25 protein-coding genes are annotated in these 25,781 nt (G+C 70.2%); 13 read left to right on the plus strand and 12 right to left on the minus strand.

Annotation, left to right across the window (positions count from 1 at the left end):
• Positions 1-29 precede the first annotated feature (29 nt).
• From ASC55_RS09465 to ASC55_RS17620, 3 genes are read left to right on the plus strand one after another with little or no spacing between them, the layout of a single operon-like run.
• Complete coding sequence (locus ASC55_RS09465) at positions 30-842, plus strand: HAD-IIA family hydrolase (RefSeq protein ID WP_021198233.1); 813 nt, start codon at positions 30-32, stop codon at positions 840-842.
• Positions 843-845: 3 nt separating this feature from the next.
• Positions 846-1,424, plus strand: coding sequence for a YdeI/OmpD-associated family protein (locus tag ASC55_RS09470; protein ID WP_055874737.1), 579 nt, complete (start codon positions 846-848; stop codon positions 1,422-1,424).
• Positions 1,421-1,588 (plus strand): hypothetical protein, encoded by a 168-nt coding sequence (locus ASC55_RS17620; protein ID WP_167497469.1) that lies wholly within the window; start codon positions 1,421-1,423, stop codon positions 1,586-1,588. Before ASC55_RS09470 ends, ASC55_RS17620 begins: the two co-directional genes overlap by 4 nt.
• Positions 1,589-1,613: 25 nt before the next feature.
• Here the strand turns inward: ASC55_RS17620 and ASC55_RS09475 are convergent, their stop codons facing one another.
• From ASC55_RS09475 to ASC55_RS09515, 9 genes are all read right to left on the minus strand, one after another.
• Positions 1,614-3,242 carry an ABC transporter ATP-binding protein gene (locus tag ASC55_RS09475; RefSeq protein WP_055874740.1) on the minus strand — a complete coding sequence of 543 codons (1,629 nt, stop codon included), beginning with the start codon at positions 3,240-3,242 and terminating at the stop codon, positions 1,614-1,616.
• Positions 3,239-4,372: a serine hydrolase domain-containing protein gene (locus ASC55_RS09480; RefSeq protein WP_055874743.1), complete on the minus strand. Its 1,134-nt coding sequence runs from the start codon at positions 4,370-4,372 to the stop codon at positions 3,239-3,241. Before ASC55_RS09480 ends, ASC55_RS09475 begins: the two co-directional genes overlap by 4 nt.
• Positions 4,369-5,520, minus strand: coding sequence for an enolase C-terminal domain-like protein (locus tag ASC55_RS09485; RefSeq protein WP_055874746.1), 1,152 nt, complete (start codon positions 5,518-5,520; stop codon positions 4,369-4,371). The genes ASC55_RS09480 and ASC55_RS09485 overlap by 4 nt, the downstream gene beginning before the upstream one ends.
• Before the next feature lie 13 nt (positions 5,521-5,533).
• Positions 5,534-6,037 (minus strand): GNAT family N-acetyltransferase, encoded by a 504-nt coding sequence (locus ASC55_RS17490; protein ID WP_017829584.1) that lies wholly within the window; start codon positions 6,035-6,037, stop codon positions 5,534-5,536.
• Positions 6,034-7,224, minus strand: a complete 1,191-nt coding sequence (locus ASC55_RS17495; protein ID WP_055874749.1) for an anhydro-N-acetylmuramic acid kinase — start codon at positions 7,222-7,224, stop codon at positions 6,034-6,036. The genes ASC55_RS17490 and ASC55_RS17495 overlap by 4 nt, the downstream gene beginning before the upstream one ends.
• Positions 7,224-8,129, minus strand: a complete 906-nt coding sequence (gene murQ / locus ASC55_RS09500) for an N-acetylmuramic acid 6-phosphate etherase (protein WP_017829586.1) — start codon at positions 8,127-8,129, stop codon at positions 7,224-7,226. Before murQ ends, ASC55_RS17495 begins: the two co-directional genes overlap by 1 nt.
• On the minus strand, positions 8,126-9,013 hold the full coding sequence (locus ASC55_RS09505) for an ABC transporter permease (protein ID WP_017829587.1): 888 nt from the start codon (positions 9,011-9,013) through the stop codon (positions 8,126-8,128). Before ASC55_RS09505 ends, murQ begins: the two co-directional genes overlap by 4 nt.
• On the minus strand, positions 9,010-9,981 hold the full coding sequence (locus tag ASC55_RS09510) for an ABC transporter permease (protein WP_017829588.1): 972 nt from the start codon (positions 9,979-9,981) through the stop codon (positions 9,010-9,012). Before ASC55_RS09510 ends, ASC55_RS09505 begins: the two co-directional genes overlap by 4 nt.
• Before the next feature lie 66 nt (positions 9,982-10,047).
• Positions 10,048-11,595 (minus strand): ABC transporter substrate-binding protein, encoded by a 1,548-nt coding sequence (locus ASC55_RS09515; protein ID WP_055874753.1) that lies wholly within the window; start codon positions 11,593-11,595, stop codon positions 10,048-10,050.
• 165 nt (positions 11,596-11,760) lie between these two features.
• Between ASC55_RS09515 and ASC55_RS09520 the strand changes: the two genes are divergently transcribed.
• From ASC55_RS09520 to ASC55_RS09530, 3 genes are all read left to right on the plus strand, one after another.
• Positions 11,761-12,663: a MurR/RpiR family transcriptional regulator gene (locus tag ASC55_RS09520; protein WP_017829590.1), complete on the plus strand. Its 903-nt coding sequence runs from the start codon at positions 11,761-11,763 to the stop codon at positions 12,661-12,663.
• Entirely contained in the window at positions 12,660-13,808 is a 1,149-nt protein-coding gene (locus tag ASC55_RS09525; protein ID WP_055874756.1) for an MFS transporter, read from the plus strand. The genes ASC55_RS09520 and ASC55_RS09525 overlap by 4 nt, the downstream gene beginning before the upstream one ends.
• 119 nt (positions 13,809-13,927) lie before the next feature.
• Positions 13,928-14,122: a hypothetical protein gene (locus ASC55_RS09530; protein ID WP_055874759.1), complete on the plus strand. Its 195-nt coding sequence runs from the start codon at positions 13,928-13,930 to the stop codon at positions 14,120-14,122.
• A gap of 762 nt (positions 14,123-14,884) precedes the next feature.
• Here the strand turns inward: ASC55_RS09530 and ASC55_RS09545 are convergent.
• Positions 14,885-15,787, minus strand: a complete 903-nt coding sequence (locus ASC55_RS09545) for an ROK family protein (RefSeq protein WP_055874767.1) — start codon at positions 15,785-15,787, stop codon at positions 14,885-14,887.
• Positions 15,784-16,344, minus strand: a complete 561-nt coding sequence (gene pyrE / locus ASC55_RS09550; RefSeq protein ID WP_017829594.1) for an orotate phosphoribosyltransferase — start codon at positions 16,342-16,344, stop codon at positions 15,784-15,786. Before pyrE ends, ASC55_RS09545 begins: the two co-directional genes overlap by 4 nt.
• Before the next feature lie 185 nt (positions 16,345-16,529).
• Here pyrE and ASC55_RS09555 point away from each other — a divergent pair, with 185 nt between their 5' ends.
• Both ASC55_RS09555 and ASC55_RS09560 read left to right on the plus strand, forming a co-directional pair.
• Entirely contained in the window at positions 16,530-17,375 is an 846-nt protein-coding gene (locus ASC55_RS09555) for an exodeoxyribonuclease III (protein WP_055874769.1), read from the plus strand.
• 11 nt (positions 17,376-17,386) lie between these two features.
• Positions 17,387-18,196 carry a Cof-type HAD-IIB family hydrolase gene (locus ASC55_RS09560; RefSeq protein WP_055866249.1) on the plus strand — a complete coding sequence of 270 codons (810 nt, stop codon included), beginning with the start codon at positions 17,387-17,389 and terminating at the stop codon, positions 18,194-18,196.
• A gap of 3 nt (positions 18,197-18,199) precedes the next feature.
• On the opposite strand, the gene ASC55_RS09565 is transcribed toward ASC55_RS09560, so the two are convergent.
• Positions 18,200-20,239, minus strand: coding sequence for an MSCRAMM family protein (locus tag ASC55_RS09565; protein WP_055874771.1), 2,040 nt, complete (start codon positions 20,237-20,239; stop codon positions 18,200-18,202).
• A 245-nt stretch (positions 20,240-20,484) separates the two neighbouring features.
• On the opposite strand from ASC55_RS09565, the gene ASC55_RS09570 reads away from it, so the two are divergent.
• From ASC55_RS09570 to ASC55_RS09590, 5 genes are all read left to right on the plus strand, one after another.
• Entirely contained in the window at positions 20,485-21,750 is a 1,266-nt protein-coding gene (locus ASC55_RS09570) for a sensor histidine kinase (RefSeq protein WP_055874774.1), read from the plus strand.
• Positions 21,747-22,427 (plus strand): response regulator, encoded by a 681-nt coding sequence (locus tag ASC55_RS09575; protein ID WP_055874777.1) that lies wholly within the window; start codon positions 21,747-21,749, stop codon positions 22,425-22,427. Before ASC55_RS09570 ends, ASC55_RS09575 begins: the two co-directional genes overlap by 4 nt.
• Before the next feature lie 54 nt (positions 22,428-22,481).
• Positions 22,482-23,654, plus strand: a complete 1,173-nt coding sequence (locus ASC55_RS09580) for a benzoate/H(+) symporter BenE family transporter (RefSeq protein WP_055874780.1) — start codon at positions 22,482-22,484, stop codon at positions 23,652-23,654.
• A 97-nt stretch (positions 23,655-23,751) separates the two neighbouring features.
• Positions 23,752-24,636 carry an ABC transporter ATP-binding protein gene (locus tag ASC55_RS09585; protein ID WP_055874783.1) on the plus strand — a complete coding sequence of 295 codons (885 nt, stop codon included), beginning with the start codon at positions 23,752-23,754 and terminating at the stop codon, positions 24,634-24,636.
• Positions 24,633-25,721: an ABC transporter permease gene (locus ASC55_RS09590; protein ID WP_055874786.1), complete on the plus strand. Its 1,089-nt coding sequence runs from the start codon at positions 24,633-24,635 to the stop codon at positions 25,719-25,721. Before ASC55_RS09585 ends, ASC55_RS09590 begins: the two co-directional genes overlap by 4 nt.
• Positions 25,722-25,781: the final 60 nt, after the last annotated feature.

Consider the following 25,781-nt stretch of genomic DNA (forward strand, 5'->3'; position numbering starts at 1 on the left):
GCGTCACCCCTGCCCTCTAGGCTGTGCACATGGCACAACGTGATGACATCGAATGCTGGCTCACCGACATGGACGGCGTGCTCGTCCATGAGAACGACGCCATCCCCGGAGCGTCCGAACTGCTCGCCGGATGGGAGAGCGCGGGCATCCCGTACCTGGTGCTCACCAACAACTCGATCTTCACCGCTCGCGACCTGTCGGCACGCCTGCGCATCAGCGGACTGCACGTGCCGGAGGAGCGCATCTGGACCTCGGCGCTCGCGACCGCCGATTTCCTGAAGCAGCAGCTTCCCGGAGGCTCGGCCTTCGTGATCGGAGAGGCCGGCATCCTCACCGCGCTGCACGACGCCGGCTTCATCATGACCGAGACGAACCCCGACTTCGTGGTCGTCGGCGAGACGCGCAACTACTCGTTCGAGGCGATCACCAAGGCGATCCGCCTCATCATCGGCGGCGCGCGCTTCATCGTCACGAACCCGGACGCCACGGGCCCGAGCACCGACGGACCGCTCCCGGCCACCGGCGCGATCGCCGCCCTCATCACGAAGGCCACGGGCAAGGAGCCCTACGTCGTCGGCAAGCCGAACCCGATGATGTTCCGCTCTGCACTGAACAAGATCGGCGCGCACTCGAAGCGCACGGGCATGATCGGCGACCGCATGGACACCGACGTCGTGGCCGGCATCGAGGCGGGCCTGCACACCGTGCTGGTGCTGACCGGCATCAGCGACCAGGCCGAGATCGAGAAGTACCCCTTCCGCCCCGACGAGATCGTGCAGTCGGTGGCCGACCTGCTGCCGCGGATCACCGAGACGATCACGACGGTGAAGACCAAGAAGTAGCCCATGGGCGCACTGGACGACGGCGAGCGGATCAGGGCGGCGGATGCCGCGGCCTGGCGCGCTTGGCTCGCCGAGAACCACGAGCGCACGGGAGGCGTCTGGCTGCTGAGCGTGCGAGGTGCCTCCGACGGCGTCGGCTACGAGGATGCCGTGCGGCACGCCCTCTGCTTCGGTTGGATCGACGGGCCCGTGCGTGTGTTCGACGACGGGACGAACGACCGTGCCTCCGGGCAGTGGTTCTCCCCTCGGCGCCCCGGCAGCGGGTGGGCGGCGACGAACAAGGCGCGCATCGCCGAGCTCGAAGCCGCGGGGCTTCTCGCCCCGGCCGGCATCCGCGTGCTCGAGGCGGCGAAGGCGAACGGCTCCTGGACGCTGCTCGACGGAGCGGAAGCCGGGATCGAGCCCGACGAGTTCGCCGCCGCGCTCGATGCCGTGCCCGTCGCGCGTGCGAACTGGGATGCGTTCCCGAAGTCGATCAAGAAGTTCGGTCTCACGCAGATCGCGATGGCCAAGCGGCCGGAGACGAAGACCGCCCGCATCGCGAAGATCGTGGCGGATGCCGCGGAGGGGAAACGTCCATGAACCAGAACGACCTGCTGTTCCTCGTCGTCTTCCTGATCCTGCTCAGCTCGCTGACGGTGTTCGTCGTGCAGTTCGTGCGCTCGCGCCGCGGACGCGGCGGCTCGGACGACGGCCGCGCCGGCTGGTGGGAAGGCCCCTGGGACGACGACGACCGCAGGCGCTGAGCCTGCGGTCGCCGGAGAAATCCGTTCAGGACGCCAGCGAGGCTCCAGGGATCGCCGCGAGCAGCTCGCGCGTGTAGGGATGCTGCGGGGCGTCGAAGATGCGCTCCGGCGTGCCGCTCTCGACCACGACGCCGCGCTGCATGACGTGCACCTCGTCGGAGATCATCCGCACCACGGCGAGGTCGTGACTGATGAAGAGGTAGCTCAGCCCCAGGCGCTTCTGCAGGTCGGCGAGCAGGTCGAGGATCTGCGCCTGCACCAGCACGTCGAGCGCCGACACCGCCTCGTCGAGCACCACGAGCTCGGGTTCGAGCGCCAGGGCGCGGGCGATCGCGACGCGCTGGCGCTGCCCACCCGACAGCTCGTGCGGCAGGCGCTCCGCCATCGCCGCGGGCAGCGCGACCTGCTCCAGCAGCTCGAGCACCCGGGCATGCCGCGACGCCGTGGTGCCGATGCGGTGCACGCGCAGCGGCTCGGCGATCGACTGCTCGACCGTGTAGCGCGGATCGAGCGAGGCGTAGGGGTTCTGGAACACCGGCTGCACGCGACGGCGCAGGGCGAACAGCTCCTTGCGGCGGAGCGTGGTCAGGTCGAGCCCGTCGAACAGGATCGACCCCGACGTGGCGTCTTCGAGCCCGAGCACCATGTTCGCCGTGGTCGACTTGCCTGAGCCCGACTCGCCCACGATCGACACCGTGGTGCCGCGGCGGATCTCGAAGCTCACGCCGTCGACCGCCGTGAACGTCTGCGGCTCCCCGGCCTTGGGGGCGCGGAGGGCGAACTCCTTGCGGAGGTCGCGGATCTCGACGAACGGCGTCCCCGTTGCGGCCTCGCGCTGCGGCAGGACATCGCGGCGCGAGGCGAGACTGGGCGCCGCAGCGAGCAGCTGCTTGGTGTACTCGTGCTGCGGGGCGCCGAGCACCTGCGCCGAGGTGCCCTCCTCGACCACCCGACCGCGGAACATCACGACGATGCGATCTGCGCGCTCGGCGGCGAGGGCCAAGTCGTGCGTGATCAGGAAGACCGCGGTGCCGAGTTCATCGGTGAGCGTGTCGAGCTGGTCGAGGATGCGGCGCTGCACCGTCACGTCGAGGGCGGAGGTGGGCTCGTCGGCGATCAGCAGGCGCGGCTTGCAGGCGAGGCCCATCGCGATCAGCACGCGCTGGCGCATGCCGCCGGAGAACTCGTGCGGGTACTGGTGGGCGCGCTGCGCGGCATCCGCGATCCCCACCATCTCCAGCAGCTCGACGACTCGGGCCTTGGTGGCGTCGCCGTGCGTGTGGCCGTGCACCTCGAGCGCCTCGCCGATCTGCTCGCCCACGCGCATGAGCGGGTTGAGGTTCGACATCGGGTCCTGCGGCACGAGGCCGATCCCGGCACCGCGGAGCGAGATCATGGCGTTCTCGGGGAGGTCGGTCAGCTCGCGCCCGTCGAAGCGGATGCTGCCGGCCGTGATCACCCCGTTCTCGGGGAGCAGACGGTTGACCGCGGCCGCGGTGGTGGACTTGCCCGACCCCGACTCCCCCACGATCGCGACGGTCTCACCGGCGGCGATGTCGATGTCGACGTCGCTGATCGCGGTGACCAGCTCGGAACCGGTCCGGAAGGCGACGGCGAGGCCGCTGATGCTCAGCACGGGCTCGGTGGTGCTCATGGTGTTCTCGTTCCTTCGTTGTCGTCGGGATCGTTGTCATCGGGATCGTTGTCGTCGGGATCGTTGTCGTCTGGCACGAGCGCGGGGAGTGCCGTGCGCCAGAGCGCCTCGGTCGGTGCGGGCTCGACGGCGAAGAGGCGGGTGCTCAGCAGCACCACCGCCGTGCCGGTGCCCGGAAGGAGTCCGAGCGCGCATCCTGTGTAGCCGGGGTGCCAGAGCAGACGGGTCCGCTCACCGGCGACCGCGATCGCATCGCTGCGCCAACCCAGTGCCTGTCCGGGGTCCGGTCCGTCCCGGAACAGCTCGGCGACGGCATCCGGATCCCACAGCTCCGGGTGCCGCTCGGGCGCGGCCAGCGCGGCACCGAGGGTCAGCAGATCACCGGCGGCGCTGAAGAGTCCGGCGTGACCTGCGACGCCGCCGAGGGCGTGGAAGCAGTTGCCGTCGTTCACGACTCCGGCGATCTCGTCGTCGCGCCAGGCGAACTCCCGCGCGGTCGTGAGGATCGGATAGGGCTCACCCGTGGCCACCATGCGACGCTCGGCGGCATCGCCGACGGCGGAGGAGGCGACGGGCGGGGCGAACGGGCCGTATCCGGTGCGGTCGAGGCCGAGGGGTGCGGTCACGAGCTCGCGGACGGCGGCATCCAGCGGCGCGCCGGTGACGGCCGCGATGATGCGGCCGAGGAGCATGAAGCCGAGGTCGGAGTAGTGGCGGCCTTCGTCCAGGCCGTAGCGCAGCGGGATCGCATCGACCGCGGCGGCGGGGTCGCCGGCGTGCTCACCATCGAGGTAGAGCGGCTGCCATTCCCAGAGTCCTGCGCGGTGCTGCAGGAGGTGGCGCACGGTGGTTCCCGCCGCGCACGCGGTGCCGCGGACGAACCGCTCGACCGGGTCGTCGAAGCCCAGCTCGCCCCGGCTCACGAGTCGCAGGATCGCGGTGGTGGTCGCGGCGACCTTCGACACCGAGGCGATGTCGAACGCGGTCTCTGTGGTCATCGCCGTTCCGGCGAGGTCCGCCAGACCGCCGGCGGCGATGTCCCGCCCGGCATCGGTGACGACACCCGCGACCACGCCGCGAGGGGCGGATTCCATGGCGAGCACGGCGCCGACGGCTTCGGCGGCGGTCATGCGCGCACCTCCGCACCGACGGGGAGGTCGAGCAGGACCTCGGAGTGCGCATCCGCGGCGAGGGCGCTGATGCCGAGACCCGCGTCCGCCTCCAGCAGCAGAACGTCTCCGGACGGCACGACGCCGCCGATCACCGGCGACCGCTTCAGCCAGAACGCCGCATCCAGGTCGTGCACGACACCGGGGGCGACGACAGCTGCGAGGTGGGCGGCGGCGCTCACTCCGACATGCGACTCCATCATGCAGCCGATCACGACACCCAGGCCCGCCTCTCGTGCGGCTTCCGCGGCGGCGAGGGCCTCGGCCAGTCCACCCGTCTTGGCGAGCTTGATGTTCACGAGATCGGCGGCTCCGCGCTCGGCGACCCTGCGCACGTCCTGGGCCGTGCGCACCGACTCATCGGCCATGATCAGGGTGTCGACGGCCGCTGTCACGGCGGCGAGAGCGTCGAGATCGTGCGCGGCGACGGGCTGCTCGACGAGTTCGATCCCGAGGCCTGCGTCTTCGGCGGCACGGATCACGCGGATCGCGGTCTCGGCGTCCCAGGCCTGGTTCGCGTCGATCCGCAGCGTGACGTCGGGCCCGACCGCGGAACGAACGGCGCGGAGTCCGGCGACCGTGTCGTGCGCAGCGGAGGCCTTGAGCTTGAGACACCCGAACCCCGCGGTGACGTACTCCTCGGAAAGCACTGCCACCGCATCCGGCTCCCCCACGGACAGGGTCATGTCGGTGCGGATGCGCGACGTCCTCGAGGAGTCGTGCATGGCGTATGCGCGAGACAGGTCGGCCGCGAGCGAGACCCCCTGCTGCTGTGCGGCGAGATCCGCGACGGCGCACTCGACCGCGCTGCGGGCGGCGGCGTTGCCCCAGATCGACCGCGAGATGTCGACAGCAAGTCCGGGGTCGCCGGCGTCGCGACCGCGTACGGCCTCGGCGAGCGGACCTGCGACGGCGGCGGCGACACTCTGCGGGCTCTCCCCCGTGACGCGCCAGCTCGTGGCGGCCTCACCGTATCCGCGGCGCCCGTCGGCGTCGGTCGCCTCGACGAGCACGACGTCGAGGTGATCCGTGCGGCGCACGGCTGTGATGAACGGCCGCACCAGGGGCGACGGCACCCGGAGCACGCGCAGGCGCATCACCGCGCTCATGGCGATACCCCGCTCATGTCCACTCCCTGCGCATGCGCTGTTCGGGTTCTCCGAACTCCGGCTGCGTGCGGGTGGCTCCATCGGGGTGCCAGCCCTTCGCCTCGTAGAAGCCGATCGACGGCGCGTTGGCCGCGAACACCCACAGCGTCGCGGCCTCGGCCCCGGCCTCCTGCAGGTCAGCAGTCGCCCGCGCCAGCAGCGCGCCGCCGATTCCCCCGCCGTGGGCACGGGGCGAGACGTACAGGGAGTGCACGGCACCGTCGATCCGGCCCTCGCCGCCTGCGGTCGCGGCGTACCGGGTGAGTCCGACGATCCCGCCGTCGCGCTCCGCGACGAGCACGACGCCCACCGGATCGGCGAGCACCCGCTGCCACAGCGCCTCGGCGCGCTCGTCGGTCATGGCATCGATCGCCCCATCGGGCAGCACGCCGCGGTAGCTCTCCCGCCAGCAGGCGAGGAACACCTCGATCACCCCGGACAGGTCGTCCGGGGTGGCGGGGCGCACCTGGAGGCTCACGATGCTGCGGCCTCCGTGAGCACGAGGGAGTCGATGGCAGCGACCGGCTCCGGCATCTGCAGAGGACCGACCCCCGGGGTGATGGTGCCCAGGATGCGCGGCTCGCGCGCACCTGTTCCCCCCGGGACGATCGCGGGAACACCGTGCATCGTGGACCAGCCGATCAGCGCGAGGAGGATCGCCTCCTTGCTGTCGGCGGCCGCGCCCAGCTCGTCGGCCAGCACGACCTCGGTCGCAGGGAGCGCGGCGCGCAGTCCGTCGAGGATCAGCGGGTTGCGGCAGCCGCCGCCCGACACGGCGAGGAAACCGATACCTGCAGCCTCCACATCACGCGCGACCGTGCGGACCGTCAGCTCGGTCAGGGTGCGCACGACATCCGCGACGGCGATCTCGCGACCCTGCGCGGCGAGGTGCTCCTGCACGTAGCCGAGGTGGAAGTGCTCCTTGCCCGTGCTCTTGGGCGGCGTGAGGGCGTAGTACGAGTCCTCCAGCAGCGCGGCCAGCAGCGCCTCGTCGACCTGACCGGTGCGGGCGATCGCGGCGTCGTCGTCATAGCCGAGCGGGTTGAGGCCGTGCTCCACGATGACCGCATCCACCAGCGCGTTCGCGGGGCCGATGTCGTAGGCGACCAGGCCGTCCTGCCGCACCACCGTCATGTTCGAGATGCCGCCCAGGTTCAGGGCCGCCGACACCCCGGCGCGCGAGCGCAGCAGCAGCTCGTCGAGGAACGACACCAGCGGGGCACCGTGCCCGCCGACCGTGATGTCGCGGATGCGGATGTCGGAGACCACGGGGGCACCGACCTTCTCCGCGATCCAGGCGGGCTGCCCGATCTGCAGGGTGCCCAGCGCGTGCGCTCCGTCGACCCAGTGGTACACGGTCTGCCCGTGCGAGCAGACCGCGTCGACGCCGCCCACCTCTGCGGCGATGTCGGCGGCGACCTCGGCGAACGCCTGTCCGATGAGGGTGTCGAGCTCGCACACCTCGGCGAGGGTGGTCTGCGCCGGTGGCAGCGCAGCGATCAGCCGCGCCCGCAGCTCAGGCGCGTAGGGCACGCTCGTGGCGGCGAGCACCGTGCCGTGCAGATCCACCCCGTGCGCGGTGAAGCCGCCATTGGTCGTGAAGTCGACGACGGCGGCATCGATCCCGTCATGCGAGGTGCCGGAGATCAGTCCGAGGACGCGCATCAGTTCTCCTCCAGTGCGGTGCGCAGCCGACCGTCGGCGGCGCCCAGTCGAGCGGTCGCCGCGGCGAGATCCTCACCGCGGCGGATCATGATCGACGCGAGCTTCACGTCGTAGGCGGCGGCCTCCAGCGCAGCCACCGCCGCGTCGCGGTCGACCTCGGCGATGGTCTGCACCATCCGGATCGCCCGTTCGCGCAGCTTGTGGTTGGTGGCCTTCACATCCACCATCAGGTTGCCGTAGGCCTTGCCGTTTCGCACCATCGAGATGGTCGAGAACATGTTGAGCACGAGCTTCTGCGCCGTGCCCGATTTGAGGCGGGTCGAACCGGAGAGCACCTCGGGGCCGACCTCGACCTCGATCCCGTGTTCCGCCGCCGCGCTGAGAGCTGTACCGACGTTGCACGAGAGGCCGATGCTGAGCGCTCCGAGCTCGCGCGCGCGGCGGACGGCGGCGATCACATACGGCGTGCGTCCGCTCGAGGCGATGCCGATCACGGTGTCGAGCGGGCCGATGCCCGCCGCGTCGATGGCCGCAGCGCCCGCTTCCGCGTCGTCCTCCGCGCCCTCGACGGGGTTCACGATCGCGCCGGGACCGCCCGCCATGATCGCGAATACCAGCTCCGGCGGAGTGCTGAACGTGGGAGGGCACTCCGAGGCGTCGAGCACGCCGATGCGGCCGGGGGTTCCCGCGCCGACGTAGACCAGGCGTCCGCCCTGCGCCATGCGGGCGGCCGTGGCCTCGATCGCCGGAACGATCTCCCCGAGTGCGCGCTGCACGGCGGCCGGCACCGTGGCATCCGCCTCGTTCATGGTCTGCGCGAGCTCCGCCACGCTCATCAGGTCGAGTTCGGCGTAGCGGGGATCGCTGGCCTCCGTCGCCAGTGCGCCGAGGTCCTCCATGGTCATCGCTTTCCTCTGTTCCGGGGGTCGAGGCTGTCGCGCAGGCCATCGCCGAGCAGGTTCAATCCCACGACGAGGAGCACCACGATCACACCGGGCGCGATCATGGTCCACGGGGCGATCGTCACGAGCGTGCGCGCCTCGAAGATCATCGAGCCGAGCGAGGGCGCGGGCGGAGGTGTGCCGAGGCCGAGGAAGCTCAGCGAGGCCTCGGTGAGCACGGCCCAGGACAGCGAGAGCGTCACCTGCACGATGATGATCGACGTGATGTTCGGCAGCACGTGCCGGAACATGGTCGCCATGCGGCTCTGACCCGTGCTCTTGGCGGCCTTGACGTACTCGACCTCGCGCAGCGACAGCACCGGCCCTCGGGTGACGCGGATGAAGATCGGCACGTAGACGATCGCGATGGCCACGGCGATGGTGAACCAGTTGCGCTCGAACACCGAGGCGAGCGACAGCGCGAGCAGCAGCGGAGGGAAGGCGAACAGCACGTTGGTGACCGCGGTGATCGCGCCGTCGGAGAAGCCGCGGTAGAAGCCGGCGATGAGCCCGCACACGGTACCGACCACGGTGGCGAAGGCCACGGCGACGACCGAGATCAGCGCCGAGTTGGCGACGCCGGCGGCGACGCGGGAGAACACGTCGCGACCGAACTGGTCGGTGCCGAACCAGTGCACGGCCGACGGCGGCTGCAGGCGGGAGGGCGGATCCTGCGCGAGCGGGTCGAACGGCAGCAGCCCGAACGCCGAGACGAGGCTCAGCACGGCGAGCAGTGCGACGATGATGAGTCCCGTGAGCCCGCTGCGGCTCCGCAGCAGGAGACGCACGCGCTCCATGGTGCGCCCGCCGCCGGGGGCGAGGGCCGGGGTCTGAGAGATGTCGGTCATGCGGCACGCACCCGAGGATCGATGACCCGGTACAGCAGGTCGGTGAGCAGGTTGACGATGACGAAGGCGAGCGCGATCACGAGCACGGTGCTCTGCACGAGCGCGTACTCCTTCTGCTGTATGCCCAGCAGCACCTGACGCCCGATGCCGGGGAGCGAGAAGATCTGCTCCACCACCACGGCACCGCCGAGGAGGTAGCCGAACTGCAGCCCGGTCATCGTGACGATGGGCACGAGCGCGTTGCCGAGCACGTGGCGCACCTGCAGGCGACGCGGGGGGACGCCCTTCGCCCTGGCGGTGCGGATGAAGTCGTTGGAGCGGATCTCGAGCACGGCCGTGCGGGTGGTGCGCATGATCGGCGCGGCGATGCCGAAGCCGAGCACGATCGAGGGCAGCAGCATCTGCTGGAGGTTCAGCAGCGGGTTCTCGAACAGCGTGGCGTAGGCCTGGCCGTTGGGGTTGAAGCCGAACGACGAGGCGAGGATCGCCAGCAGCGCCGTGCCGAGCAGGAACGCGGGGATCGAGAGACCGGCGAGGCCGACCACCTGTCCGACGCCGTCGCGGAACGAGTCGGGCTTCGAGGCGGAGAGCATTCCGAGCGGGATGCCGATGGCCAGCGCGATCACGATCGAGAAGATCGCGAGCTCGAACGTCACGGGGAGGGCGGCGGCGGTGAGATCGAGCACGCTCGTCTGCGCCCGCGACGAGAAGCCGAGGTTGCCGGTGAAGATGTTGCCCAACCACGAGAAGAACTGCACGAAGAGCGGCTGGTCGAGACCGTAGTACGACTCGAGGGCGGCGCGCTGCGACGGCGTGAGGGCGGCGGCCTCGGTGCCGAGGCCGGAACTGATCTGGTCGCCGGGGATGGCGCGCAGCATCAGGAAGACGAAGATGGCGACGCCGAGGAGCGTGCCGAGGGCTGCGAGGATGCGTCGCAGCACGCTGTTGCGGAGGATCTGTCTGAACATGCGCGTGTGTGGGTGCCTGTCGTCGGGGAGGGAGGGGACGCGGGGTGGCCGCGCCCCCTCGATCCGCTACTTGATGGAGGTGGTCCGCAGGTACTGCAGCGAGCCGTTCACCATCGGGACGAAGCCGTCGACGTTCGACGCGGTCGCCGTGTAGGTGTAGCTCGTGAACAGCCAGATCCACGCGGCGTTGTCCTCGAGGTTCTCGGAGACCTGCGCGTAGATGTCCTTGCGCTTCTCCGGGTCGGCCGTCTGGCGGCCCTCGGCGAACAGCGCGTCGAGCTCGGGCGAGGAGTAGCCGGCGACCTTGTTCAGGTTGCCCGTGCTGGTGAAGTACCGGCCGTACATGCCGTCGGGGTCGGGGCGACCGCCGTTGAGGGCGACAGCGGCGTCGAAGTCGGCCGCGATCCAGCGATCGACGTAGGCACCGGACTCGAGCACCTCGAGGTCGAGCGTGATGTTCGCGTCGGCCAGCTGCGCCTTCAGGTTCTGCGCCTCGTTGACCGAGGTCGCGTACTCGCCCTGGGAGACGATCGTCTTGATGGTGACGCCGTCCTCCTTGCCCGCCTTCTTCAGGTACTCGGCCGCCTTGTCCAGGTCGCGCTCAGGGCACGGGCGTGCGTCGGGGTCGGACTTGTACGCGGGAGACGTGATGGGACCGGTGACCTCGCCCTCGCCGAGGGCTGCGGTGTCGAGCACCTCCTGGCGGTCGATCGCGCACTGGATCGCGAGGCGCACGTTGACGTCGGTGAGGTCGCCGCGCGTGGCGTTCAGCTGCAGCGCGTGGTAGCTCAGCTGCGGGGTCGTGGCGACCTCGACATTCGCACCCTCGGCGGTCTGCGCGACCAGCGGGTCATCGAACACGGCCAGCTGCACGTTGCCGGACTGCATCGCCGAGACGATCGAGGACTCGTCGGGGATCACGCGGAACTCGACGGTGTCGAGCAGCGCGGTGTCTCCCCAGTAGTCCTCGTTCTTGGCGAGCGTGATCGACTGGCTCGCCTTGCGGTCGTCGAGGATGAAGGGACCGGTGCCGTTCGGGGTGGTGTTCAGCCCCTCTTCGGTGTCGTCCGAGGACAGCATCGCCATGTTGATCACGGCGAGGTTCGCCGGAAGCGCGGCGTCGGGAGCGCTGAGGGTGAGGGTGACGGTGTTCTCGTCGGTGGCCTCGACCGCGGTGACGGAGGCGAGAGAGCTGCGCGACACGGCGGCGGTGGCCTCGGCCGCGATCGCATCGAGCGAGTGCTTCACGTCTTCGGATCCGAACGTGCTGCCGTCGGCGAACGTGACGCCTTCCCGCAGGTGGAAGGTCAGGGTGAGGCCGTCTTCCGAGACGTCCCAGGACTCGGCGAGGCCGGGGACCACGTTGAGGTCCTCGTCGAACTCGGTCAGGGTGCCGTACAGGTTCTGCAGCACGTTGACGGCCTGGAACTGGGTCGCCTTCCAGGGGAAGAGCGTGTCTGGGTCGCTGGTGACGCCGATGACGAGGTCGCCGCCTGCAGCACCCGCTGACGGCTGAGGGTCGGATGCGGGTGCGGAACAACCTGTGATCACGAGCGCCAAAGCGACACCCGTGGCAGTGAGAGCGCCGAATGACGCCCGCCGTGCTGTGCTCATTGCTGATTCCTCCTGGCTGGGACGCGTCGCCGTGGCGTCGGGTCAGGCGCTGTTGCCTGCCGCCCCGCGAACATCGTCGGTCTTGGTTGGTACTAAAAGTACACGACAGACACTACTGATGTAACAGAAGTTCCTCTACTGTTATGAACAGCGATCGGAGACCCCATGCCCCATGAAGCCGCCCGCGACGACGCCGGCGCACACCCCGTGCTCGTCCGCATGCGTGCGATCCGCCCCGAGCTGCGTCCGAGCGAGCAGCGCATCGCCGACCTGTTCCTCGCCGATCCCGCGGGGACCGCTGGCCTGTCCGTCGCCGAACTCGCCCAGCGCTGCGACACCTCGACCACCTCGGTCGTGCGATTCTGCAAGCGCCTGGGCTACGAGCACGTGCGGGAGCTCCGCAACCACGTGCTGCGCGACGTCGAGCGCGAGACGTTCGACACGGCCGCGCTTCCCGCCGTCTCCGGCGACATCGACCGCAACGACACCCTGGCCGACATCGTCGCGAAGGTCTCGCTCGCCGAGACCCTCTCCCTCGCCGACACCGCCAAGGTGCTCGACACCGAGTCGCTGCGGGCCTCCGTCGACGCCATCACCTCATCGACCAGGGTCGACATCTTCGGTGTGGGCGCGAGCTCCATCGTCGGCCTCGACCTGCAACGCAAGCTCACCCGCATCGGGCGCACCGCTCTGGACTGGTCGGACCCGCATGCCGCGTGGACGTCGGCGGCGACCCTCGGGCCCGGCAACGTCGCGATCGCGGTGTCGCACACCGGCGCCACCACCGACACGATCGAGTTCCTGCTGCTCGCCCGTCAGGCCGGAGCCACCACCATCGCGATCACGAACCACGCGGGCGCTCCCCTGGCCGATCAAGCCGACATCGTGCTGACGACCGCCGCCCGCGAGACCGGCTTTCGCTCGGGCGCACTGGGCAGCCGGATCGCTCAGCTCATGGTGGTCGACTGCATCTTCATCGGCGTCGCCCAGTCGAACTACGACCGTTCGATGGAGGCGCTGCGCGACACCTTCGCCGCCGTGCACCGCGTGCGGACGGCGGGGGCGTGACCGACGACACCCGACGCGCGCGAGCGGGGCTGTTCACCGCATTCGCGGGCCTCGGGGTCACGGCTGCCTTCGTTCCCGCGATCCTCCCCTCCGCCGAGCGTGCGATGACCGCCGACCTCAGCGCCGCCGTGCCCGCACTCTTCGCCGGGCTCCTGGTCGGGGTCCTGGCGTCGGGCCCGCTGCTGACGCGATGGCCGCCGCGCACCGCGCTGATGCTCGGCAGCGCACTCCAGGCCGCCGCCGTCGTCGTGGTGGCACTGTCCGGCACTCCCGCGGTCTTCATCGTCGCGGCCGCGATCGCCGGGGTCGGGTTCGGACTGGTCGAGGCCTCCGGATCCGTGGCCGCGAAGTCCCTGGCCACCGGCAGCGCGACGGGACTGCTCAGCGCCCTGCTCGGCACGGTCGCCGTCTGCGCGGCCGTCACCCCGCTGCTCGTCGCCGTGGGGTCGCCTGCACGTGCGCTGCTCGGCATCCTGGCGATCGTGCCGCTTCTCACGGTCGCGATCCTCTCCGGAGCGGCAGCCCCTTCCTCCCGCGCCGAGGTTCCCGCGCAGCGCGACGTGCGCGGGCTGCTCGTCCTCCTGCCGTTCGCCGTGGCACTGCCGCTGTACGTGGGCGTCGAGACCGTGCTGTCCGGTTGGTCGGCGGTGATCCCGGAGCGGATCCTCGCGGTCGATCCCGGCCTCGCCGCACTGGGAACCTCGGCGTTCTGGACCCTCATGGCGATCGGCCGCTTCGGCGCAGCGGGTCTGCGGCGACTGTCCGTATCGCCGATCGTGATCCTCGCCGGCGCCACGAGCGTCGCCGCCCTCCTGATGGCCGCCGCGGGGATGCTGGTGGACTCCGCTCCCGTGGGCGCGCTCGTCGCACTGGCCGCCGTGGTCGTGCTCCTCGCTCCCAGCTACGGCCTCATCCTGGGACTCGCCCTCGACCGCCTCGATCCCGCTCGCAGCGCCGCGGTGACCGGCGCGCTCGTCGCCTGCGGTGCGGTCGGCGGCACGTTCGTGCCGACCCTGATCCTGCTGATCGGCCGAGACCCAGCATCGAGCACGACCTTCCTAGTGTCCGCTGCTCTGTGCGCGCTCGTGCCGGCGCTGGTGCTGGTCGCCGCGCGGTCGCCGCAGCGGGCCTCGACGGCGAACTGACACCTCGTCCACACCTCGCACCGCCGACGACCTCTTCACAGATGCTGGAATACCGGCGCGCACACCGGTGAGGGCGGCGTAACGTCGTCGACACACCCATCCGAGCAAGGAGAGTACGCGTGTCCACGGAGGTCCTCGCGATCATCATCAGCGCCGTCGGCGTCGTGGTGACGCTCGGCACGAGCATGTTCGTCGGCGCCGCCTGGATGGTCCGCCGCATCGACGCGGTCGCCGCCGACGTCACCGACCTCAAGATCTCCGTCGCACGACTCGAAGGGCCACCACGGCACCTGCTCACGACGGGACGGGGATGAGACCGTGACCACCGAGACCCTCACCATCGTCATCAGCGCGATCGGCATCGTGCTCACCCTCGGCACCAGCCTCTTCGCCGCCGGCGCCTGGATGATCCGCCGCATCGATGACCGCATCGACGCCGTCGACGAGAAACTCAGCACCCGCATCGANACCCTCGGCACCAGCCTCTTCGCCGCCGGCGCCTGGATGATCCGCCGCATCGATGACCGCATCGACGCCGTCGACGAGAAACTCAGCACCCGCATCGACGCCGTCGCCGCCGACGTAACCGACCTCAAGATCTCCGTGGCGCGGCTCGAAGGGCCACCACGGCACCTGCTCACGACGGGACGGGGATGAGACCGTGACCACCGAAACCCTCACCATCGTCGTCAGCGCGATCGGCATCGTGCTCACCCTCGGCACCAGCCTCTTCGCCGCCGGCGCCTGGATGATCCGCCGCATCGATGACCGCATCGACGCCGTCGACGAGAAACTCAGCACCCGCATCGACNATGAGACCGTGACCACCGAGACCCTCACCATCGTCGTCAGCGCGATCGGCATCGTGCTCACCCTCGGCACCAGCCTCTTCGCCGCCGGCGCCTGGATGATCCGCCGCATCGATGACCGCATCGACGCCGTCGACGAGAAACTCAGCACCCGCATCGATGCTGTCGCCGCCGACGTCACCGACCTGAAGATCTCCGTGGCGCGGCTCGAAGGACCACCCCGGCACCTGCTCACCGCGCGCCGCTGAGCAGCGCGCGTGGAAGCGCCTACCGGAGCACGAGGGCGGCGGCACCGATGAGCGGCCCCTCGTCGCCCAGCCCCGATCGCACGACCCGGGTTCGGCGCGAGTACTCATGCGCGGCGCTCGCGGTGAGAGCCTGCTGCACGAGGTCGATGTAGTCCGCCGACACCCGTGAGAATCCGCCGCCGATGGCCACCACGTCGAGGTCGACGAGGGTGGCGGCATCTGCGAGAGCCTCGCCCACCTCGCGGGCCGAACGCTCGATCGCCGCCCGTGCGACCGGGTCGCCTGCGGCCGAATCACGAGCCAGATCCTCGCCGGTCGCTCCTGTCCAGCCCTGCTGCTGCGCCCAGGCGGCGCTCGCGGGCCCCGAGGCGATCTCCTCGAGGGTCAGGCCACCGTGACGACGCACCTGACCGAGATGGCCGGCGTTGCCGGTGGCACCGGGGATGTAGGCGCCGTTGGCGACGAACCCGCCGCCGACACCGGTGGAGACGACGATCGACAGCGAGGCGCCGGCGCCCTGCGTGGCACCGAGCCACGACTCGGCGAGCGCGAGTGCACCGCCGTCGTGACCGAGCACCGTGGGCACGTCGCGTCCGAGGACGGTGGATGCCGCAGCACGCACGGCCTCTTCGAGGCCGAAGCCGCGGGCGAGGGGCATGTTCACCGGCATGATCGCGCCGGCTGTGCGGTCGATGGGTCCGGCGCTGCCGACTCCCGCTCCGACGAGCTCGGCGTCTGCGGGAAGAGCCGCGAGGGCGTGCTCGACGATGGCGACGACCGAGGCGGTGAGCGACGCGAGCGTGGCTTCGCGACCGGTCGCCTGCCGGCTCCTGCTGCCCTCGACGAGCAGACCGTCCTCCGCGACGAGCGCGGCCTCCATCTTCGTGCCGCCCACATCGACGGCGAGCGCGTAGCGCGTCACTGGGGGTCGAGCCCGAGGTCGTCGAGGTCGAAGGCCGCGCGCCATTCCAGGCCCTCGGCTTCGATCGCGGCCTGTGCGCCGGTCTTGCGGTCGACGATCACGGCGACCGCGACGATCTCGGCGCCTTCCTTGCGCAGGGCTTCGACGGCCTTGAGCGCGGACTGGCCGGTGGTCGAGGTGTCTTCGAGCACCACGACGCGCTTGCCCTTGACATCTGCGCCTTCGATCTGACGGCCACGCCCGTGGTCCTTGGGCTCCTTGCGCACGACGAAGGCGTCGAGCGGGGTGTCGGTGGCGACCGACGCATGCAGCACCGCGTTCGCGATCGGGTCCGCACCGAGGGTGAGGCCGCCGACCGCCACGACATCGAGGTCGCCGATCAGGTCGAGCATGATGCGACCGATCGCGGGAGCGGCACGGTGGTCCAGGGTGAGCTTTCGCATGTCGACGTAGTACGTCGCCTGCTTGCCGCTGGAGAGGGTGAAGTCGCCGTGGAACACCGCCTCCGCTTTGATGAGGTCGAGAAGTGTCTGGCGGTCTGCGTCGAGTGCGGTCACGGCATCCAGTGTAGGAGGCAAGCCGGCGTCGACGGGATCCGAGACTTCGGATGCATGAGGCCCGACCGGATGCATGAGAACCGGGGCCGCACCGCTCATGCGCCCGTCCAGCACTCATGCAGATGTCGGCGAGGGACGTCCGTTCGGCGGTGATCCGTGTAGGAGGTGGGCCCTAGGCTTGAGGCATGCGCTTGGCCACCTGGAACGTCAACTCCATCCGCACCCGCGTCACCCGCACCGTCGAGTTCGCCGTCCGAGAGGACATCGACGTGCTGGCGATGCAGGAGATCAAGTGCAAGCCCGAGCAGTTCCCCTACGCTCCGTTCGAAGAGGCCGGCTACCACGTCGAGGTGCACGGGCTGAATCAGTGGAACGGCGTCGCGATCGCGAGCCGGCTGCCGGTCACCGATGTGCGCACGTCGTTCGACGGGATGCCGGGCTTCGCGAAGGGGCATGAGGGGCCGGATGCGCCGCTCGAGGCCCGCGCGCTCGGCGTGATGGTCGAGGGGGTGCGGGTGTGGAGCCTGTACGTGCCGAACGGCCGTGCACTCGATGACCCGCACTACCTCTACAAGCTGCACTGGCTGGAGCAGCTGAAGAAGTCCACGGCCGCCGAGCTGTCGGTGAACCCCGACCTTCCGCTCGCTCTGGTGGGCGACTTCAACATCATCCCGTTCGATGTCGACAACGGCGACCCCGACATCGTGATCGGTCGGTCGACCCACGTCTCCCCGCAGGAGCGGGACGCGTTCTTCGCGTTCCAAGACGCCGGCGTCACCGACGTCGTGCGCCCGCTCATCCCCGAGGGCTTCACCTACTGGGACTACCAGCGTCTGAAGTTCCCCCGCAACGAGGGTGTCCGCATCGACTTCGTGCTGGGTTCGCGCACTCTCGCAGAAGCGGTGAAGGGCGCGTCCATCCACCGCGACGAGCGCAAGGGCGAGCAGCCCAGCGACCACGTCCCGGTGGTCGTCGATCTCGATTTCGGTGGCGCCGATGACGACGACGACCTCCCGATGATCTTCTCCTGAGTGCCGGTCTCATGAGCGTGCGGCTGATCGCCACCGATCTCGACGGCACCCTTCTCGACTCGACGCCCGCCGTCACCGCACGCACCCGTGCGGCCCTCGACGCGGCACGGGAGCGCGGAATCCACGTCGTTCCGGTCACGGCGCGTCAGCCGATCGGCCTGCGTGCCATCGCGGCGGATGCGGGCTTCGACGGCTGGGCTCTGTGCAGCAACGGCGCCTACGCCGTGCGCCTCGACGACGGGCGGATGCTGTTCGCCGAAGAGCTTCCGCCCGAGACGATCCGCTCCCTGGCCGAGGCCCTCCGCGCGAGCATCCCCGACCTGCTGTTCGCGAGCGTGCGCGACGCCGGCGAGACGTTCGTGGCCCAGCACGGCTATGCCGCGATCGCCGCTCTCGCCGACCACAAGCGCGACCCCGCCACCATGGGCGGCGTTCCGTTGGATCAGGTGCTCGCCGCTCCCAGCCTGAAGTTCGTGATCCGGCACCCCGAGCTCGCCCCGGCCGCCCTGTTCGACACGGTGCGCTCGCTCGGGCTCACCGGCTTCGAGGTCACGCTCTCGGGTGCGCCGTTCGTCGAGGTCATGGCCGAAGGCGTCACCAAGGCCACGGGTCTCGCCCGCCTCTGCGAGCACCTCGGCATCGACCGCGCCGACGTCGTGGCCTTCGGTGACGCGCTCAACGACGTCGAGATGCTCCGCTGGGCAGGGCACGGGGTCGCCATGGCCGACGCCGAGCCGCTCGTGCACGACGCGGCCGACGAGACGACCGCGTCGAACGACGAAGACGGTGTGGCGCAGGTGATCGAGCGGCTGCTCGGCTGAGGATCAGCTTTCGACGCGACGACGACGCACGAGCATCCCGCCCATCACCGACAGGATGACGCCGATCGCGACGACGGCCACCGGGGCGTCGAGACCGGTGCTGGCAAGCCCCGCGCCCGGCGCCGCTGCGCTGCCGCCCGCCTGCCCGCCGGTGCCCGTACCCGTGCCCGCAGCTGCGGTGACGGTGAGCGCCGTACGAGCGATCACTGTGGTCCCCGACAGCGCCACCAGGGTGTGCGCGCCCGCCGGCGCGGCCGCCGGGATGCGGAGGGTGCCCTGGAGCGCTCCGTCCGCGTCAGCCGTCAGCGTGCCGAGCGCGATCGGGTCGGAGTGCAGCTCGAACGCGATCGTCGCTCCCGGCGCGAAACCGGTGCCCGAGATCGTGATGTCCTTGCCGGCGCGGATCGAGCCCGCGGCGAGCGCGAGGGTGGGCTTCGGCTGAGGCTCGGGATTCGTGACCGCGACGAGGGTGAAGTCGATCCCCGTGACGGGGACACCCACGGTCGCCACGACGGGCGTCGCCAGCGCCGAGGTGGCGACACCGTCATAGAACTGAGGCTGCGCGATCGTGGTGCCGTCGTCGTGGAACAGAGCAGATGCCTTGAGGATGAACGATCCTTCGGGGAGCGCCAGGGAGTAGGCACCGGTCTGAGGGTCGGCGAAGGTCGTGCCGACGATCTGGTTTCCGGACCAGGCCTCGACGATGACCTCGCGCTCGACGGCGGTGTCGAGGGCGACGGTGCCGGTCACGATGGCAGCTGCGTCGAGCTGCGCATCGATTCCCCCGACGTTCACTCCCGACGACACGGTGACGGGCGTCGCGGATGCCTTCGTAAAGGCGTCCGCCCAGTACTCCGCCCGCAGGTCGGAGTCGAAAGGCTCGAAGAGCACGCGGTACTCGCCAGGGGCGACGGCGACCTGATAGGTGCCGTCGTTCGAGACGCCGGAGAAGTACGCGTGGCGGTCGTCGTCCACGCTGGTGATGGTGACCCTGCCGAGTGCGCGGGTCCCGTCGCTGCTCTTGGTCACCGATCCGCTGATGTATCCCACCGTCTCGAGCGCCGCGTCGATTCCGGTGGTCGTCTGCGACTCGGTGACGACGACGATCTTCGCAGCGTCGAAGCTGTACGCGTTCTCCCAGTACTCCGCAGAAAGCCCGGGGCCCGGCTCAGCGAACTGCACACGATAGGAACCCGCGGCGAGTCCGTCGACGTGGTATCCGCCCGTGAGATCGGTGCGGGCGAAGGCGGCGATCTCGCCGTTCATGTCGAGAGCGTTGACCGTGACGTTCGCGAGCGCCTCGCCGTTGTCGGTGCGCGTGACGACGCCGGCGATCGATCCTCCCGCCGCGAGGGAGGCATCGATCCCGGAGGTCGTCGTGTGCTCGGCGATCACGATCGGCTCGGCTTGCGAGTATTCGGAGGCGTTCCTCCAGTATCCGCGCTTCAGGTCGGTCCCCTCCGCGTGGAATCCGATGACATAGGAGCCGCCGGGAAGACTGCCGAGCGTGTATCGCCCGGCCCCGTCGGTGAGGGTCGAGGTCCAGTACCCGTCCGTGCCGTCCGCGGTCACACGGGCCCCGCTGACGGGCGTGCCGTCATCGGCACGCGTGACAGTGCCGCTGATCGATGAGGTCGGAGTGGGTGCGAGCGCGGCATCGACACCAGGATGCGCGGAGCCGTCGACGACGGCGACGCGCTGCGCGCCCAGAGAGTCCCTGGCGTCGTCCCAGTACTCGGTGGCGTAGTCGCCCGCCGGATCGAAGAATCGCACGAGGTAGCTGCCGTCGGCCAGGCCGCTGAACGTGTAGGTGCCGCTCGCGTTGGTGACGACGGTGTGCCATCCGGTATCGCTATCGCGCTGCGCCCGCACCTCGATGCCGGCCAGGGTTGTTCCGCCTACGGTCGATGTCACCGTCCCGGAGATCGAACCGGTGACGACCGGGTCGTCTTCCGCGGCGGCCGGCGTCACGCCGCCCAGAGCGAGCGCGAGTGCCGCCGCTGCGCCGAGTACCGCCCGAATCAATGCGCGTCGTCGCGCCATGTTCCCACCCTCCGAAGAAGGACGATCTCGCGAAGGATGTCGCGGTCGACCTCGAGCCCGAGCCGATCGCCCGGTAACGCTCACATCGAATCTAGAGGCTCGGTGCAGAGGAAAGGAATAGTCGATACACAGGAGTTACTCGTGCTCGGGTGAGGAAACACCCCGTCCTCAGCACTCGATCCCTCCATCCCCGATCCCCCGCACGGGGGATGCGACGCCGACACACCCCGCCCTACGGTGGAGGGATGCCTGCTGTCCCGTTCCTCCGCACGCCGACCGAGCGCGAACGGCGCGGCGACATCGTCCTCGCCGTGGTCATGTTCGTGGGAGCCGTGCTGAGCGCCGGGCTCTCCTCGATCGCCCAGGTGTACGGCGACGAACAGGCTCCGTTGTGGACCGCACTCGTGTACGCGGTCGTCGTGACCGCTCCGCTCGCGGTCCGCCGCCGCTGGCCCGGCACGGTCGCCATCATCGTGGTCGTCGCGTACTTCATCGCGGTGACGATCCGCGTCCCCGAGATCTACGTCGGCAACATCGCGATGTTCATCGCGATCTACACGGCGGGGGCGTGGATGAACGATCGTCGCCGCGCGGTCATCGTCCGCATCGGGATCATCGTGAGCATGTTCGTGTGGCTGCTGATCACGATGTACCGCGACGCGATCCTCGAAGCCGACAAGGCGGACGTCATCGCCGGAGCCATGTCTCCCTACGTGGCCTTCATGCTCATCCAGTTGCTGCTGAACGTGCTCTACTTCGGCGGGGCCTACTACTTCGGCGAGCGGTCATGGGCTGCGGCGACGCAGCTCGCGGTGCTCGAGCAGCGCACGGCCGAGCTCGAGCGCGAACGCGAGGTCACCGCGGCGCAGGCGGTCGCCCTCGACCGGGTGCGCATCGCCAGGGAGCTGCACGACGTGGTCGCCCACCACGTGTCGGTCATGGGCGTGCAGGCGGGAGCCGCGCGCCTGGTGCTCGACCGGGACCCGGCAGAGTCCGCGCGCATCCTCACCGGGATCGAGGGGTCGGCGCGTGACGCCATCCACGAGCTGCGCCAGCTACTGGAGACCCTGCGGACCCCCGGAGGAGAGACGACGGATGCCGCCTCGACCCTGGCCCTCGACGACATCCCCGAACTCGTCGACGCCTCGACCGAGGCGGGGCTACCGACGGCGTACACGGTGATCGGCGACCCGACGCCCGTGCCTTCGCTCGTCGCCGTGAATCTGTATCGCATCGCCCAGGAGTCGCTCACGAACGCCCGCCGCCATGCCGGGCCCGATGCGACCGCCGACGTCCGCGTGCGCTACGACGATGACGGCGTCGAGGTCGAGATCGTCAACACCGGGCGCCCTGTCGCCCAGGTGCGCCCAGGACTCGGACAGCTCGGGATGCGCGAGCGTGCCGCGGCGTCCGGCGGCACCCTCGAGGTGACCCCCCGTCCGTTCGGCGGGCTGCGCGTGCGCGCCCGTGTGCCCCTGCCCTTTACGAGCGAATCGAGCGTGAACCGATGACCGCCACGATCCGCGTGCTGCTCGTCGACGATCACGCACTGCTGCGCGCCGGCTTCCGCACGATCCTCGACACGCAGACCGACATCGCCGTGGTCGGGGAGGCATCCTCCGGGGCCGAGGCGGTGGCGCAGGCCGCGGCCCTGCATCCCGACGTCATCATGATGGACGTGCAGATGCCCGACATGGACGGCATCGAGGCCACCAGACGCATCGTCGCCGACCCGGGCGTCGACGCGGCCATCGCGATCGTCACCACGTTCGACCGCGACGACTACCTGTACCGGGCTCTGGACGCGGGGGCCGGCGGGTTCCTGCTCAAGAACGCCGGCGCCGAGGATCTGATCGCGGCGGTGCGGGCACTGGCCGCGGGCGACGGCATGCTCGCCCCCGAGGTGACCCGCCGCGTGTTGGCGCGCTTCGCCGCGACACCCGCTCCCGCCGCCGCATCGGCCACGAGCGGCGCCCTCCCGAAAGTCGCGCTCGCCGAGCCCCTCACCGATCGTGAGGCCGAGGTGCTCACGCTGCTCGCCGATGCCCGCAGCAACGCCGAGATCGCGCAGGCGCTGTTCATCGGCGAGGCGACCGTGAAGACGCACGTCTCGCGCGTCCTGCAGAAACTGGGCGCCCGGGATCGCGTGCAGGCGGTGGTGCTGGCTCATCGCATGGGGCTCGCGTAGCGCGGCGCACCCGGGCTCCGCGCCGACCTCCCGGTCCGCGATAACCTCGGAGCCATGTCCGACGCCGCACCCCTGTCCCGCCCGATCCTCGCGGGGGTGGTGACGGCACTGGTCGGCTTCACCAGCTCGTTCGCGGTCGTGCTGACCGGGCTCGATGCCGTCGGCGCGAACGCGGCGCAGGCGGCGAGCGGACTCCTCGCCGTCAGCCTCACGATGGGCCTGGCCTGCGTGGTGCTCGCCTGGCGGCATCGGATGCCGATCACGGTCGCCTGGTCGACGCCCGGCGCCGCCCTCCTGGTGGCGACCGGCGCTGTCGAAGGCGGGTGGTCGGCAGCGGTCGGCGCCTTCCTGATCACCGCGGCCCTCATCCTGCTCACCGCGCTCTGGCCGGCGCTCGGTGCGCTGATCGCCCGCATCCCGCCCTCGATCGCGCAGGCGATGCTCGCCGGCGTCCTGCTGCCGCTGTGTCTCGCACCGATCACCGGTATCGTCGCGAACCCCTGGGGCGTGGTGCCGGTCGTGCTCACCTGGCTGCTTTTCGCCCGTCTCGCACCGCGCTGGGCGGTGCCGCTCGCGTTCGTCGCCGCGTCCGTCGTGGTCGCCGTGTCGCTGATCGGAGAAGGCGCACCGTTCGACCCCGCGCTGCTCCTCCCGCGCCTCGAGTTCACGGCACCGACGTTCACGGTCGGCGCTCTCGTCGGCCTCGCGCTGCCGCTGTTCATCGTGACGATGGCCTCCCAGAACGTGCCGGGCATCGCGATCATGCGCAGCTTCGGGTACGAGGTGCCGTGGCGTCCGGCCATGCTGGTGACCGGGATCGGCACGGCATTGGGGGCGACGGCAGGCGGACACGCCATCAACCTCGCCGCGATCAGCGCCGCACTCGCCGCGTCGCCGGACGCCGATCCCGACCCGAGGCGGCGGTGGGTCGCCGGGGTCTCGACCGGGGCGTCGTACCTCGTGCTCGCCGTGTTCTCCGCCGCGTTCGCCGCCCTCGTGGTGCTCGCGCCCGCCGCCGTGATCCCCGCCGTCGCGGGGCTGGCTCTGTTCGCCGCGTTCGGCGCGGCGGTGCAGCAGGCGATCGACGATCCGAACGAGCGGATCCCCGCCGTGGTGACCTTCCTGGTGGCCGCATCCGGGATCGCCGTCCTCGGTGTCAGCGCCGCGTTCTGGGCCCTCGTGGCAGGACTCCTGGTGCGCACGGTGCTGCACACCCGACGCCGCTGATCCTCCCCTCCCCCTGACGGGTGATCCCCTCGCGTCCGTCGCAGGGGGGATGCCCCGCGATGCCTGCGCTCCGTAGCGTGAGGGTATGACCACAGGAATGCTCGAACTCTCCGGCATCACCAAGAGCTACGGCTCTCGGCGCGTGCTCGATGACGTGTCCTTCACCGTCGCCCCCGGGCGGCTGACGGGCTTCGTCGGCGGCAACGGCGCCGGCAAGACCACCACCATGCGCATCGTCCTCGGCCTGCTGTCGTCGGACGGCGGCACGGTCGACCTGGACGGCGCCGCCCTCACCGCCGAGGACCGCCGCCGCTTCGGCTACATGCCCGAGGAGCGCGGGCTCTACCCGAAGATGAAGGTCCTCGAGCAGATCGTCTATCTCGCCCGCCTGCACGGCTTCAGCAAGCAGGAGGCCACGGAGCGGGCGAGTGCCCTGCTCACCGAGCTCGGTCTCGGCGAGCGGCTGAACGACACGATCGAGTCGCTCTCGCTCGGCAACCAGCAACGCGCGCAGATCGCCGCCTCTCTCGTGCACGACCCCGAGGTGCTCATCCTCGACGAGCCGTTCTCGGGCCTCGACCCGCTCGCGGTCGACGTGGTCGCGGGAGTCCTGCAGGCCAGTGCCGCCAAGGGCGCCTCCATCCTGTTCTCCTCCCACCAGCTCGACGTGGTCGAGCGCCTGTGCGACGACCTCGTCATCCTCGCCGGCGGCACGATCCGTGCGTCCGGTTCCCGCGAGGCGCTGCGTTCCGAGCACGCCAGGGACCGCTACGAGCTCGTCTCCGCGGGCGACGCCGGATGGCTGCGCACCGAGCCCGGAGTGACGGTCGTCGACTTCGAAGGCGGCTACGCGCTGTTCGACGCGGACGGCCCCGAGACGGCGCAGCGCGTGCTGCAGTCCGCCGTGCAGCGCGGCGATGTCGCGAGCTTCGCCCCCAAGCATCCGTCCCTCGCACAGATCTTCAAGGAGGTCATCCAGTGAGCGCCCCCACCCCCGTCCGCGCCTCCAACGGCATCTGGCTCGTCGCCGAGCGCGAGATCGGATCGAAGCTGCGTAGCAAGGCGTTCCTGATCTCCACCGGCATCCTGCTGGTCCTCGCGCTCGCCGGCATCCTGTTCGGCGGTTTCGCGAGCAAGAACACCGACACCACGCCGATCGCCGCGACGGCGGAGACCGCGTCCGCCGTCTCCGCCATCCCGAACGTCGAGGTCACCACGGTCGCCGACCAGGCCGAAGCCGAGAAGCTCGTGCGCGACGACAAGGTCGATGCCGCAGTGCTGCCGGGCGACAGCCCCTCCGGCTACACGGTCATCGCCCTGCAGGATGCCCCTGGTTCGATCATGTCCGCGCTGTCGATCTCTCCCGAGGTCGTCATCCTGGAGCCGGCCACCACCAACCCGCTGCTGCGGTACTTCATCGCGATCGCGTTCGGCCTGGTGTTCATGATGGCCGCGGCGACGTTCGGCGGCACGATCGCGCAGAGCGTCGTGGAAGAGAAGCAGACCCGCGTGGTCGAGGTGCTGCTGTCGGCGATCCCGGCGCGCACACTGCTCGCGGGCAAGGTCATCGGCAACACGGTGCTGGCGATGGGGCAGATCCTCGCCCTGGCAGCCGTGGCCACGATCGGGCTGATCGTCACCGGTCAGCGCGAGGTGCTCACCACGCTGGGCGCGCCGATCATCTGGTTCGCCGTGTTCTTCCTGTTCGGCTTCATCCTGCTCGCGGCGATGTTCGCGGCCGCGGCCTCCATGGTCTCTCGCCAGGAGGACATCGGCTCCACGACCACCCCGATCACGATGCTGATCATGGCGCCGTACATCCTGGTGATCGTGTTCAACGACAACCCGCTGGTGCTGACGATCATGTCGTACGTGCCGTTCTCGGCCCCGGTCGGCATGCCGATGCGCCTCTTCGTCGGGGAGGCCCAGTGGTGGGAGCCGCTGCTGAGCCTGGTCATCCTGCTCGCGAGCTGCGTGGCCGCGATCGTCATCGGCGCGAAGATCTACGAGAACTCGCTGCTGCGCATGGGCTCCCGGGTCAAGCTCTCCGAGGCGCTGCGCGGCTGACGCCGGGGACGCCGAAACCCACACCGCACGCCGAAACCCACCGTCGCAGACGTCTGCGAC

The sequence above is a fragment of the Microbacterium sp. Root322 genome, from assembly GCF_001425645.1.
Taxonomy (GTDB): Bacteria; Actinomycetota; Actinomycetes; order Actinomycetales; family Microbacteriaceae; genus Microbacterium; species Microbacterium maritypicum.

Bases quoted from the DNA above. Each gene is read 5' to 3' on its own strand.
- ASC55_RS09505 (WP_017829587.1), bottom strand. From the start codon at position 9,013: ATGACCGACATCTCTCAGACCCCGGCCCTCGCCCCCGGCGGCGGGCGC.
- ASC55_RS17620 (WP_167497469.1), top strand. From the start codon at position 1,421: ATGAACCAGAACGACCTGCTGTTCCTCGTCGTCTTCCTGATCCTGCTC.
- ASC55_RS09520 (WP_017829590.1), top strand. From the start codon at position 11,761: ATGCCCCATGAAGCCGCCCGCGACGACGCCGGCGCACACCCCGTGCTC.
- ASC55_RS09510 (WP_017829588.1), bottom strand. From the start codon at position 9,981: ATGTTCAGACAGATCCTCCGCAACAGCGTGCTGCGACGCATCCTCGCA.
- ASC55_RS09485 (WP_055874746.1), bottom strand. From the start codon at position 5,520: ATGAGCGCGGTGATGCGCCTGCGCGTGCTCCGGGTGCCGTCGCCCCTG.
- ASC55_RS09480 (WP_055874743.1), bottom strand. From the start codon at position 4,372: ATGACCGCCGCCGAAGCCGTCGGCGCCGTGCTCGCCATGGAATCCGCC.
- ASC55_RS09475 (WP_055874740.1), bottom strand. From the start codon at position 3,242: ATGAGCACCACCGAGCCCGTGCTGAGCATCAGCGGCCTCGCCGTCGCC.
- ASC55_RS17495 (WP_055874749.1), bottom strand. From the start codon at position 7,224: ATGCGCGTCCTCGGACTGATCTCCGGCACCTCGCATGACGGGATCGAT.
- ASC55_RS09465 (WP_021198233.1), top strand. From the start codon at position 30: ATGGCACAACGTGATGACATCGAATGCTGGCTCACCGACATGGACGGC.
- ASC55_RS09565 (WP_055874771.1), bottom strand. From the start codon at position 20,239: ATGGCGCGACGACGCGCATTGATTCGGGCGGTACTCGGCGCAGCGGCG.
- ASC55_RS09560 (WP_055866249.1), top strand. From the start codon at position 17,387: ATGAGCGTGCGGCTGATCGCCACCGATCTCGACGGCACCCTTCTCGAC.
- ASC55_RS09580 (WP_055874780.1), top strand. From the start codon at position 22,482: ATGTCCGACGCCGCACCCCTGTCCCGCCCGATCCTCGCGGGGGTGGTG.
- ASC55_RS09555 (WP_055874769.1), top strand. From the start codon at position 16,530: ATGCGCTTGGCCACCTGGAACGTCAACTCCATCCGCACCCGCGTCACC.
- ASC55_RS09570 (WP_055874774.1), top strand. From the start codon at position 20,485: ATGCCTGCTGTCCCGTTCCTCCGCACGCCGACCGAGCGCGAACGGCGC.
- ASC55_RS09470 (WP_055874737.1), top strand. From the start codon at position 846: ATGGGCGCACTGGACGACGGCGAGCGGATCAGGGCGGCGGATGCCGCG.
- murQ (WP_017829586.1), bottom strand. From the start codon at position 8,129: ATGACCATGGAGGACCTCGGCGCACTGGCGACGGAGGCCAGCGATCCC.
- ASC55_RS09515 (WP_055874753.1), bottom strand. From the start codon at position 11,595: ATGAGCACAGCACGGCGGGCGTCATTCGGCGCTCTCACTGCCACGGGT.
- ASC55_RS09575 (WP_055874777.1), top strand. From the start codon at position 21,747: ATGACCGCCACGATCCGCGTGCTGCTCGTCGACGATCACGCACTGCTG.
- ASC55_RS09585 (WP_055874783.1), top strand. From the start codon at position 23,752: ATGCTCGAACTCTCCGGCATCACCAAGAGCTACGGCTCTCGGCGCGTG.